Here is a 10,315-nt window from a genome sequence, read left to right on the forward strand (position 1 = left end):
GACCCGAGGACGTTCGAAATGACATCTACGACCACCAGCCGGTCTCACCCGTCCGACGGGCCCGCACCGACGGTTCCGCCTTCCGATAGCGGCGACGGTTGGCGGACCCGATTCGCCAGGCTCGGCGTACCGGTGAGCCAGTTCCGCGCGCTGAGTCTGATCGGCGTGCTCATTGTGATGTGGCTGGCCTTTCAGGTTCTCACCGACGGTCTGTTCCTGACGCCCCGTAACCTCACCACCCTGACCGTTCAGGTGGCCATCACCGCATTGCTGGCGGCGGGCGTGGTGATGATCATGGTGGCCGGACACATCGACCTCTCGGTCGGGTCGTCGGTCGGCTTCTGCGCGGTCTTCTCCGCCCTACTCGTCGACTCGACCAACGGCTTCGGGCTGGCGTTGTCCACCCCGATGCTCATCCTGGCAACGATCGGCATCGGCATGTTGATCGGTGTTTGGCAGGGCTTTTGGGTTGCCGTGCTCGGTGTGCCGTCCTTCATCGTCACGCTGGGCTCCCTGCTGGGGTTGCGTGGCCTGGCGCTGGCCCTGACTGACGGGTCGACGGTCTCGGCAGGCAACTCGACGGCGTTCATCTCCCAGACGTTCTTGTCCGCGAGCGTCTTCGTTCCCCTCACAGTCGCCCTGCTGGCGGCGTTCATCTGGGTGAAGTATCGCGACTTCCGCGCCCGCCGATCAGCTGGCATCGAGGCGTCACTGACGTCGATCGTCCTGATCCCGGCCGCACTGACATTGATAGCCGCTACGGCTGCGACCCTGGTCATGATGTCCTACCGAGGCGCCCCGTTGCCCTCAGCCATCATGGTGGTGGTCCTGGTTCTGGTGACCTTCATACTGTCGCGGACCCGGTTCGGTCGTTCGCTCTTCGCGATCGGCGGCAACGCCGAGGCCGCGCGTTATGCCGGCATCAACGCACGCAAGCTGACCTTCATCGTGTTCGTGTTCATGGGCGCGCTGTACGGCATCGCCGGTCTGATGATGTTGTCGCGCACCGGTGTCGGCAGCCCCAACGCTGGAGTCGGACTGGAGTTGTCGGTGATCGGTGCCGCCGTGATCGGCGGCACCAGTCTCTTCGGCGGCATAGGAACCGCCACCGGTGCCGTGTTCGGCGCACTTCTGCTGGAAACGCTCATCAACGGTATGGGGCTGATGAACATCGACTCCTCCTACCAGATGATCGTGACCGGAGTCGTGCTCCTGGTGGCCGTCTACATCGACATCCGTGGTCGGCGGGCCAATGCATGAGGCGGTGACCCGACCGGTCTTACGCCGCGGTATCAACTGCGATCTCGGCGAATCCTACGGGCGGCTGCGTGTCGGATTCGACGACGAGGTAATGCCATTCCTCTCGACGGCCAACATCGCGTGCGGGTACCACGGAGGCGATCCCTCGACGATGCGCCGCGCCGCCGAGTGCGCCTTGGCACACGACGTGTTGTGCGGTGCCCACCCGTCGCTGCCCGACTTGCAGGGTTTCGGACGGAGGCGGATGGACGTCTCCCCGACCGAACTCACCGACATGGTCGTCTACCAGATCGGCGCACTCCAAGCGATCCTTCGAGCGGCCGGGACGTCGCTGTCACACGTCAAGGCGCACGGTGTGCTCTATTCGATGACTTGGGAACCTGATCTTGCCCACGCCTTTGCCGACGCGATCGAGGTCATCGACCCTGGCCTTCCATGGATCGCAATGGCGGGTACGCCGACATTTGCGATTGCTCAGGAGCGCGGGCTCAACCCGGTCCCAGAGTTCACCGCAGACCGTGACTACGGCCCGGACGGTCGGCTGATCATCACTCGGTCCTCGGGACCCGTTGACATCGAACAGATGTCGCAACGGGTGCGCGACGTGGTGTCCACTGGGTCGACAATGGCAAGTGACGGCGTGACGAGACTCTCGTTCCAGACCGATGTCGTGTGCATGCACAGCGATGGTCCCAACGCCCCAGAGGTGGCGGCTCGGCTGTGGTCGATCCTCACCCACGATGGACACCAGCCGTGGTCTTCCTCCGTGGGGTCCAACTAGTGAGTTCGTCAGCCGGCGAGGCAGAGGCAATCCGGGTACTGCCATGCGGAGAGCAGCACATCCTGATCGAGCTGGGACGGTGCGGCGGGCTGCAGATGAGTCTGCGCACCCTGCGTTTGGCCGGCCTACTGGAGGACGCCGCACTACCCGGCATGGTCGACATCGTGCCGATGTTCGCCTCGGTGCTTCTCGGATTCGACCCGTTGACGGCCGACGCGGAGGCAATCGAGCGCGAATGTCGGGCACTGATACCCGCGATTGGTGACGATGCCGCGCTCTCGCACGTGTCCAGGCTGATCGAGATCCCGGTGTGTTACGGCGACCCGTGGACGGCGGCCTGCGTGGACGATTACCGGGCCAAAGTCGCGCCTATCGAACACAATCCGACCTACGTCGCGCGGGCCAACGGCATGTCCGACTGCGACCAGGTCTACCAGCGGCACAGCTCGACCGAGCACTGGGTTGCCGGCGTCGGTTTCTGGCCCGGCCTGCCCGACATGTTCCCGCTCGACCCCGAGTGCCGTCTGTTCGTGCCCAAGTACGATCCGCCACGCATCTGGACCGTTCCCGGCGGTGTCGGCGTTGGTGGGGGGTTCACGTCGATCTATCCACTCGAGACACCCGGTGGTTACCACCTCATAGGTCGCACCCCGACGCCGATCTACGGGCTAAACCGCACCCATCAGGCCGGGTTCGACGGGTCGGTGGTGTTGTTTCGCCCCGGCGACCGGGTCCGGTTCCGCAGGATCGACATCGACGAGTTCACCGATATCGAGGCCGAGGTCAGCAACGGGGACTACGAGCACGTCGTCGTCGAAGAGGAGACGTTCGACCTTCGCCGCTATCACCGGCAGTACGGAGCCGCCGCATGATTCGTGTGATTGATGCCGGAATGGAAACCACCGTTCAGGACTATCCTGGGCGGCGCGGCCGACGTGCGGCAGGCATTCCGCCGTCCGGACCGTACGACGACCGGTCGTTCCGCATCGCAAATGCCCTACTGGACAATCCATCCTCGGCCGCCGGTCTAGAGATCCAGCTCATCGGACCCACTCTCCTGTTCGAAGCCCCCGCGACCATCGCCGTCACCGGAGCGGAAACCGAGGCCACCATCGACGGAAGCCGACTTCCGGTGTGGCAAACCGTCGAAGTTAGTGCCGGACAGCGGATCCGAATCGGCACAGCGAGCAGGGGCGTGCGCAATTATCTGGCCGTCGCGGGCGGCATCCTGACCAAACCCGTGCTCGGCAGCAGATCGACCTTCGCGCGAGCCGGCATCGGCGGCGTCGGCGGCGCCGCTCTGACCGCAGGGATGCAGATTCCGATCGGATCCGTCTCGGCAGTCCGTCCACGAATGCTCCTGCCCAACGCCATCCCCGACTTCACGGGAACCCTCCACATCGACGTCGCGCCGGGCCCCCATGGCGATTGGCTGGACAGCGCGGGACACCGCACCTTCCTCGGGTCGAGCTGGACGGTGGCCGCCCAGAGTGATCGGACTGGCTGCCGTCTGATCGGCCCCGAACTCAGCTTCTCAGCCAAGGCCACGACGAAACCCCCGGACAATGGCAGCGACCCCTCGAACGTCGTCAACACCGGGTATCCGCTCGGTGGGGTGAATCTGGCCGGAACGTCTCCGATCGTGCTGCCGGTCGACGGTCCCAGCCAGGGTGGTTTCATCACTCCCTACGTCGTGACCGCCGCGTCGATGTGGCTGCTCGGCCAGGCCGGCGCCGGGCAGCGGATCCAGTTTCGTGCCGTCACCCGAACCCAAGCCCGAATCCGACTTCTCGAGCACGAAAGAGCTTGCACGGCAGTCGGTCACATGATCGAACCAGATGAGCTCACCACGGCCAGCGGAGCGGCATGACCGACCGGCAGACATGACCGACCAGCAGAAGAGTCGAGAGGAAACCGCGTGACACGCATCGCCGTCATCGCCGATGACTACACCGGCGGCACCGACGCCGCAGCCGCACTGCGCCGCAGTGGACTTCGCGTCGTGATGCTCTTCGGTATCCCAGATCCCGCCAGCACCTTGCAGGACTGCGACGCAGTGGTGGTCGGAATCAAGTTTCGCAGCATCGATCCCGCCGACGCATGCGCATACGTCGAGCAGACGGTTGGCTGGCTGCGCAGACACGGAATCACCCGGTACTACTACAAGTACTGCTCGACCTTCGACTCCACGCCGCAGGGAAACATCGGCCCGGTACTGGACCTCCTCCTAACGCTGATCGACGCTCCCTACACGATCGTCTGCCCGGCAACACCGCTCCATCGGCGCACCACCTATCTCGGGTACCTGTTCGTCGGAGACAGGTTGCTCAGCGAATCACCGCTGCGCAACCATCCGCTGACGCCGATGACCGATGCGAATTTGGTGCGCTGGCTGTCGCTGCAGACCCAATCCACGGTGGGGTTGCTGCCGCTCAACGCGATACGTGCCGGTCGCGAGGCTGCGACAGACCACGTCAAGAGTCTTGTCGAACAGGGTGTTCGGCATGTCGTCGCGGACGCCACCGCCGAGGCCGATCTCCACACGATCGCCGTCGGTCACGATGAAGGCCTCCTGAGCGGTGGCGCCGGCCTGATCGAGGCACTGGGGCACACCATGGCATCGGCGCGGCCGTCAGAGCGCCACACACACGGCGGCGTCGGTGCGCCCGCCGCCTCGGGTGGGACCCTCGTCCTCGCCGGAAGCTGTTCCGAGGCGACCCTGGAGCAGGTACGGCGGGCGCAGCTCGCGATGCCCGCGTTGCGACTCGATCCCGGCGAGATCTCCGACCCCGATGTCCTCGTCGCGACCGCAGTGGCGTGGGACGAGGCACAGGACCAGAGCCAGCCGCGGCTCATCTACACCTCTGCCGACGTCGAGCAGCGGCAGCGGGGCGCGCTCGCCATGGGGGCGGACACACCGCAGATCTTGGAGAAGGTGCTCGCCCGGGTTGCAGCGAGCGCGGTCGAGCGCGGGGCGCGTCGCATCGTCGTCGCGGGCGGCGAGACCTCGGGAGCGGTGGTGACCGAACTCGGAGTGCAGCAGGTTCTCGTCGGCGAGGAGGCCGCGCCCGGCGTGCCCTGGTGTACGACCATCTGCGGCGACCCGATCACCCTGTTGCTCAAGTCCGGCAACTTCGGCAGCGCCGACTTCCTCGTCGAGACGGCCTCGTCATGACGGGCGCGATGACAGCCGAGCGGACCGAGATCGTCCGCCAGGGTGCGTCGCTGTTCGATCGCCGACTCACGGCAGGACGGACAGGCAACATCAGCGTGCGGGTCGGACCACGGATCCTCATCACACCGACCGGCACCTCGCTGGGGAACTTGGTCTCCGACGAGCTTGCGGTACTCGATCTGAACGGACAGCATCTGGCGGGATCCCGACCGTCCAAGGAATGGCCGATCCATGTCGAAACCTACCGCGCGAGGCCCGACTCAGGGGCGGTCGTCCACCTGCACAGCTCGCACGCGGCCGCGGTGTCCTGCCTGGCCGGACTGAACACCGCCGATTGCTTGCCCCCACTGACCGCCTACCACGTGATGCGGGTGGGGCGAGTACCCCTTGTCCGGTACCTGCCTCCTGGTGACCCCGCCCTCGGCGACGAGGTGGGACGCGCTATGAGCTCGGCGTATTCGGTGCTCCTGGCCAACCACGGCTCGGTGCTCGCCGGCAGGACGCTGGCCGATGCCGTTGACGCGGCCGAGGAACTCGAAGAGACGGCACGGATCTTGCTTCTGCTCGGTGACCGGCCCGTTTCTCTGGTCGACCGCTCCCCATGACGGTCGCAGCTTTCATTATTGTTCGACAATTGACAGTCAAACAAAGGAGAGGCATGATAGCTGACATGGGGAACGACGTCCGAGATTCGGCGCAGCGCAGGAACGCCCCCTTGGTGACTGTCTCGGGTGTGAGCAAGACCTTTGGCGGCACCCGAGCGCTCAAGGACGTCACGGCCTGGTTCGGTGCATCCGAAGTGCATGCCCTGCTTGGCGAGAACGGTGCAGGCAAGTCGACGTTGATCAAGCTGCTGGGCGGGTTCTACCCCACGTCGAGCGCCAGCGGCACGATCGCGATCGACGGCCAGACGGTGTCCTTCGAGTCGGTCGGAGACGCCGAGTCGCGTGGCATCTTCCTGGTGCCGCAAGAACTTCAGGTAGTGCCCGAGATGAGCGTGGCCGAGAATCTCCTCCTGAATCGCGAGAAGGTGAGATTTGGCTTGCTCGACCAAAAGTCGATGCTCGCCGAAGCCGTGCGATGGTTGAAGACCTTCAAGTTGGACATCGACCCCACCCAACCGATGCGTGGTCTGACAGCGGCGCAGAAGCAGTTGGTGAGTATCGCCAGGGCGATGAGCCAAGGCGCGCGGGTAGTCGTGCTCGACGAACCGACCGCCGCCCTGACCGAAGCCGAGATCGACGTGCTCTTCGAACGGATCAGGGATTTTCGTGATCACGGCGTGCTGATCATCTACATCTCACATCGACTCAAGGAGATCGCCAGGATCGCCGACAAGATCACCGTGATGCGCGATGGTCGAATCGTTGAAAACGGTGTCGTTGCCGGCGATCTGGACTCGGCGTCGATCATCAAGGCCATGATCGGCCGCGATGTCGAAAACTTGTACCCCAAGCGCGTCGCGGAGACCGGCAAGGTGTTGCTCGCGGTTCGAGATTTGCGTGTCCCGAATTCCCTACCGCGCAAACGTCATCTCGTCGACGGCGTCGACTTCGACTTGCGCGCCGGCGAGGTCCTCGGTGTGTACGGCGTAGTCGGGTCCGGCACCACCGAGGTGGCACGCAGCTTGTTCGGGGTGAGCTCGAGCGCCACGTCGGCGACGTTTCACCGCGATGGTGAGCCTGTCGAGATCGACTGTCCGGCAGACGCGATCCGGCACGGGATCGCCTACATTCCCGACGACCGCAAGAACCGGGCGATCCTTCCGCACATGTCGGTCGCAGCCAACATGTCGATTGCGGCACTGCCGTCACTGTCACGCTTCGGAGTGATTCGTACCCGCGAAGACTTCGCGTTGACGGCCCAGCACCGCAAGGGGATGCAGATCAGCGTTTCCTCGGTCGACCAAAAGATCGCGGAACTCAGCGGTGGCAATCAGCAGAAGGTCATCGCCGGTCGGTGGCTGGCCACCGACCCGCAGATCCTGATCATGCACGAACCCACACTCGGCGTCGATGTGGGCGCACGGGCACGCATTTACGAAACCATGAACGAACTCGCCCACGACGGGCGCAGCATTCTGCTGGTGTCCTCGGACATCTCCGAGGTCATCGGCATGGCGGACCGAATGCTCGTGCTTTCTCACGGTCGGATCACCGCTGAACTGACGCGGCCGGAATTCAACGAAGAAACAATCATGTCTGCAGCAATAGGAGAACGATCATGACCGAGACCAGCTACTGGCACCCATTCGCTCAGATGAGCGCGGTGAAGAACGACACCGTGACGATCGTCCGGGGCGACGGCCGCACGGTGTGGGACGCCGAAGGCAATAGTTATCTCGATTCCCTTGCCGGACTGTGGTATTGCAACGTCGGACTGGGCCGTACCGAGATCGCCGACGTCGCTCGCCAGCAAGCGATCGATCTCGCAGCGTTCCAAACCTTCGACGTGTTCACCACCCCGAACACCGAACTCTTCGCCTCTCGCATCGCCGACTACCTTCCCTTTCCTGACGGCAAGATCTTCTTCTCCGCCGGCGGCGGCTCGGAGGCAGTCGACACGGCAGCGAAGCTGGCCCGCCTGTACTGGTCGGTCGTCGAACAACCCAACAAGAAGATCATCATCAGCCGCACGCGGGCCTATCACGGCATGAACGCATACGGCACCTCACTCGCCGGCCTACCCGCCAATCTGGCGGGTCTGGCACCGATGGTCGAAACCGTGGCACAGGTGCCGTGGAACGATGCCGAGGCGCTGCGCACCAAGATCACCGAGCTGGGCGCCGAGAACGTAGCGGCATTCTTCTGCGAGCCGATCATCGGCGCCGGCGGTGTTCTGCATCCGCCGCAGGGTTACCTGCCCGAGATCGAGAAGATCTGCCGCGAGAACGACGTGCTGCTCGTCATCGACGAAGTGGTGTCCGCCTTCGGACGCGGTGGCGACTGGTTCTCCTCCGGCCGCTACGGAATTCAGCCCGATATGATCACCATGGCCAAGGGCCTGACGTCCGGTTACGCACCGCTCGGCGCGGTCGCCATCGCGCCCCGCGTGTCAGAGGTGTTCTGGAAGGACGGCTCGACTGCAATGTTCCGGCACGGCTACACGTATTCCGGACACGCGATGGCCACCGCGGTGGGCAACGCCAACCTCGACATCCTCGAAAAGGAGAGTCTGGTCGACCGAGTGGCCGAATACGAATCGGTGATGGCATCGCATCTGGCCCCGCTGGCCGATCACCCGTTGGTCGACGAAGTGCGCGCCGGCGTGGGACTGCTCGGTGCCGTCAACATCGACCCGAGGATCAAGGAGGCGAATCCCGCCGTCCTGACCAAACTGGTTCGCGAAGCGCGCAAGCGCGGCGTTATCACCCGTAACCTCGGAGACGTCGCACTGCAGGTGTCGCCGGCATTCACCATCACCGACGAGGAATTGGCGAAGGTCGCCGACACCATCCACGAAAGCCTGGAGGTGGTTTCACATGAGTCCGACTTCGTTGGGCCCTGATGAGGTCCAAGCCGACCCCGACGACTCGCGTGCGAGGCCGCGTGGACTCACGCGGCCCAAGACGCTCACCCATGCCGTCATCGACCACATCGCCGAGGCCGTGATCCGCGGGACGTATCCGCCGGGTTCACCACTGCCCGAGGTCACCCTCGCCGCAGAGCTCAACACCGCCCGGGGCACGGTGCGGGAAGCGTTGCGCGCCCTGCGCGATCGGGGTCTGGTGGAGATCCACCCACACCGCGGTGCCTTCGTCCAGAGCATCGGCGAGAAGCGGGTCCGCGAAGTGTTCAATCTCCGCGCACTGCTGGAATGCTACGCGCTGCGCACCGCGATGACCGCCGGCTACATCGACGAGGCCCCCATGGGGACCATCCAAGCCGCTTTCTCCAAGCTCGACGATGCCTACGGGCGCGGTGACCTGTTCGCGGTGGTCGACGCCGACATCGAATTGCACTACGTGATCGCATCCACGTGCCGCGAGGATCTCCTGCTGGACCACCTCAAGTCGATTCAAATGGAGACTCGGCGGGTGATCATCCTGACCAAAGTCCTCGACTCGGACACCTCCGCAGAGCCCGACACTCATCGTCCGATCATCGAGGCCATCGAGGCCGGCGATGTCGAACTCGCCGTGTCGCGTCTCGACGACCACATCTGCCAGTCCCGCGAACAGCTGCTGGCCCGCCTTCGAGAAAGAGATTCGTCATGACCCGTCGGGTAGTGCTGCTTCACACCGTCAGCGGACTACTCCCGGTATTCGGTGAACTCGGGGCAAAACTGCCCGCCGATGTCAAGGTGTCCAACATCGTCGACGAGTCGTTGCTCGCCGACGCGCTTGCCCACGGCGCTCTGACGGCCGCGATCTCGCGCCGCGTGGTCGACCACGTCGTCTCGGCGGCCGACAGCGGCGCCGTGGCGGTGATGGCCACCTGCTCATCCATTGGGCCCGCGGTCGAACTCGCAGCCCAGCTGGTGGACGTCCCCGTACTGCGCGTGGACATGCCCATGGTGGATGCGGCGATCGCAACCGCGAAAACGGCCGCCGGGACCGAACGAACGCCCCGGATCGCCGTGCTGGCAACCGCAAAGTCCACCCTGTCGCCCACCGTGGACCTGGTCCGCCGCCGCGCTGAGCACGCCTCGGTGGAAGTCGACCTCGACGTCCGGCTGCTCGCCGACGCGTTCGCCGCCAATGCCTCGGGCGATACCGCCCGCCACGACGCGATCATCGCCGAAGCGCTTCACGATCTCGCGACGTCAGTCGACGCCATCGTGCTCGCGCAGGCATCGATGGCCCGTGCCGCGGCCAGCGTCGCCGGCGAGGGTCTGCGCACGCCGACCTTCTCGAGTCCCGGTCTGGCCATGGACAGGCTCGCCGATGTCTTGGTCCACGGGTGACGTCCCGGTCCGGCGACCACAACCGTCGAAGCGAACGCGCAGCTGCTGACGCGGCTGTGCGACAGACGTTGAACACGACGACGTCGGTGGCCACCGCCCGGGTCAAGCGCGGCATGGCCGAGATGCTCAAGGGTGGCGTCATCATGGACGTGGTCACCCCCGAGCAGGCGCGCATCGCCGAGGCGGCCGGGGCC

The 10,315-nt window shown here is 64.9% G+C and carries 10 protein-coding genes and 1 pseudogene; all 11 read left to right on the forward strand.

All coding sequences use genetic code 11. From position 1 onward, the window contains the following. Positions 1-132 precede the first annotated feature (132 nt). A complete protein-coding gene (locus ABZ195_RS27655) occupies positions 133-1,260 on the forward strand; it encodes a hypothetical protein (RefSeq protein ID WP_318972265.1) in 1,128 nt (375 codons plus the stop codon). A 4-nt stretch (positions 1,261-1,264) separates the two neighbouring features. Beyond that, positions 1,265-2,041 (forward strand): 5-oxoprolinase subunit PxpA, encoded by a 777-nt coding sequence (locus tag ABZ195_RS27660; RefSeq protein ID WP_355223089.1) that lies wholly within the window; start codon positions 1,265-1,267, stop codon positions 2,039-2,041. Next, positions 2,041-2,913: a carboxyltransferase domain-containing protein gene (locus ABZ195_RS27665; RefSeq protein ID WP_355223090.1), complete on the forward strand. Its 873-nt coding sequence runs from the start codon at positions 2,041-2,043 to the stop codon at positions 2,911-2,913. Before ABZ195_RS27660 ends, ABZ195_RS27665 begins: the two co-directional genes overlap by 1 nt. 20 nt (positions 2,914-2,933) lie before the next feature. After that, the gene (locus tag ABZ195_RS27670; RefSeq protein WP_318972259.1) at positions 2,934-3,911 is read left to right on the forward strand and encodes a biotin-dependent carboxyltransferase family protein; all 978 of its coding nucleotides are present in this window, start codon (positions 2,934-2,936) and stop codon (positions 3,909-3,911) included. Positions 3,912-3,959: 48 nt separating this feature from the next. Then, complete coding sequence (otnK, locus tag ABZ195_RS27675; RefSeq protein WP_355223091.1) at positions 3,960-5,216, forward strand: 3-oxo-tetronate kinase; 1,257 nt, start codon at positions 3,960-3,962, stop codon at positions 5,214-5,216. Between the two features lie 8 nt (positions 5,217-5,224). Continuing rightward, positions 5,225-5,821 (forward strand): aldolase, encoded by a 597-nt coding sequence (locus tag ABZ195_RS27680; protein ID WP_355223092.1) that lies wholly within the window; start codon positions 5,225-5,227, stop codon positions 5,819-5,821. After that, positions 5,818-7,443, forward strand: a complete 1,626-nt coding sequence (locus tag ABZ195_RS27685; RefSeq protein WP_318972253.1) for a sugar ABC transporter ATP-binding protein — start codon at positions 5,818-5,820, stop codon at positions 7,441-7,443. Before ABZ195_RS27680 ends, ABZ195_RS27685 begins: the two co-directional genes overlap by 4 nt. Continuing rightward, positions 7,440-8,723: an aminotransferase class III-fold pyridoxal phosphate-dependent enzyme gene (locus ABZ195_RS27690; RefSeq protein ID WP_318972251.1), complete on the forward strand. Its 1,284-nt coding sequence runs from the start codon at positions 7,440-7,442 to the stop codon at positions 8,721-8,723. The genes ABZ195_RS27685 and ABZ195_RS27690 overlap by 4 nt, the downstream gene beginning before the upstream one ends. After that, a complete protein-coding gene (locus tag ABZ195_RS27695) occupies positions 8,698-9,432 on the forward strand; it encodes a GntR family transcriptional regulator (protein WP_318972249.1) in 735 nt (244 codons plus the stop codon). The genes ABZ195_RS27690 and ABZ195_RS27695 overlap by 26 nt, the downstream gene beginning before the upstream one ends. Further along, positions 9,429-10,121 carry an aspartate/glutamate racemase family protein gene (locus tag ABZ195_RS27700; RefSeq protein ID WP_318972247.1) on the forward strand — a complete coding sequence of 231 codons (693 nt, stop codon included), beginning with the start codon at positions 9,429-9,431 and terminating at the stop codon, positions 10,119-10,121. Before ABZ195_RS27695 ends, ABZ195_RS27700 begins: the two co-directional genes overlap by 4 nt. A gap of 68 nt (positions 10,122-10,189) precedes the next feature. Then, positions 10,190-10,315: pseudogene (locus tag ABZ195_RS27705) on the forward strand (pyridoxal 5'-phosphate synthase lyase subunit PdxS); the annotation flags it as partial.

Source organism: Mycobacterium sp. NPDC006124 (genome assembly GCF_040614235.1).
GTDB lineage: Bacteria > Actinomycetota > Actinomycetes > Mycobacteriales > Mycobacteriaceae > Mycobacterium.

Excerpts from the sequence above, each read along its gene's own strand:
- ABZ195_RS27670 (WP_318972259.1), top strand. The coding sequence starts at position 2,934 with ATGGAAACCACCGTTCAGGACTATCCTGGGCGGCGCGGCCGACGTGCG.
- ABZ195_RS27680 (WP_355223092.1), top strand. The coding sequence starts at position 5,225 with ATGACAGCCGAGCGGACCGAGATCGTCCGCCAGGGTGCGTCGCTGTTC.
- ABZ195_RS27685 (WP_318972253.1), top strand. The coding sequence starts at position 5,818 with ATGACGGTCGCAGCTTTCATTATTGTTCGACAATTGACAGTCAAACAA.
- ABZ195_RS27690 (WP_318972251.1), top strand. The coding sequence starts at position 7,440 with ATGACCGAGACCAGCTACTGGCACCCATTCGCTCAGATGAGCGCGGTG.
- ABZ195_RS27695 (WP_318972249.1), top strand. The coding sequence starts at position 8,698 with ATGAGTCCGACTTCGTTGGGCCCTGATGAGGTCCAAGCCGACCCCGAC.
- ABZ195_RS27700 (WP_318972247.1), top strand. The coding sequence starts at position 9,429 with ATGACCCGTCGGGTAGTGCTGCTTCACACCGTCAGCGGACTACTCCCG.